The following is a 524-nucleotide window of genomic DNA, read 5'->3' on the forward strand; positions in this document are numbered from 1 at the left end:
CTTTGAGGCGTGGGCAAGGATTCACCAAATATACGTAATCTGCGTATTCGCACAAAGGTAAATCATTGATGGAGTCGGTGTAAAAATGGACTTCAGAATAAGATTCTGGCTGAGCATCTAACCATGCTTTCAAGCGTATAACTTTGCCTTCTCGATAACTCGGAACGCCTGCAATTTCAGCGCTGTAGCTGCCGTGCTTCTCAACCAAATCAATTCCTAATGCGACGGGAATTCCTAATCGACGGCCGACCGCTTCGACTAAGAATGTCACGCTCGCAGAGATGATAACCATATCGATGTCATCGCGATCCAACTGTGCTATCAACGTTTTGGATTGCTCAAACTGCTTAGGCAGGATGTGGTGCTCTACACACTCTTCCACCAACGTATGGACGGGTGCAACGGGCATGTCAGCCAGTGGTGCCATACAGAATTCTAAGTAGTCCTCCATGTCCATTTTGCCTTCTGCGTACAAGGCCATTAAGCGCTGATCTTCCTCGATGAAGTTTGGTTGCGTTGCTATG

1 protein-coding gene is annotated in these 524 nt (G+C 47.3%); it reads right to left on the reverse strand.

Annotated features, from left to right (window positions below; all coding sequences use genetic code 11):
- A partial coding sequence (locus tag R7E78_RS30335; protein WP_318059173.1) for an HAD family hydrolase occupies positions 1 to 524 on the reverse strand: 524 nt, incomplete at both ends.

This window comes from Vibrio sp. YT-19(2023), from assembly GCF_033337395.1.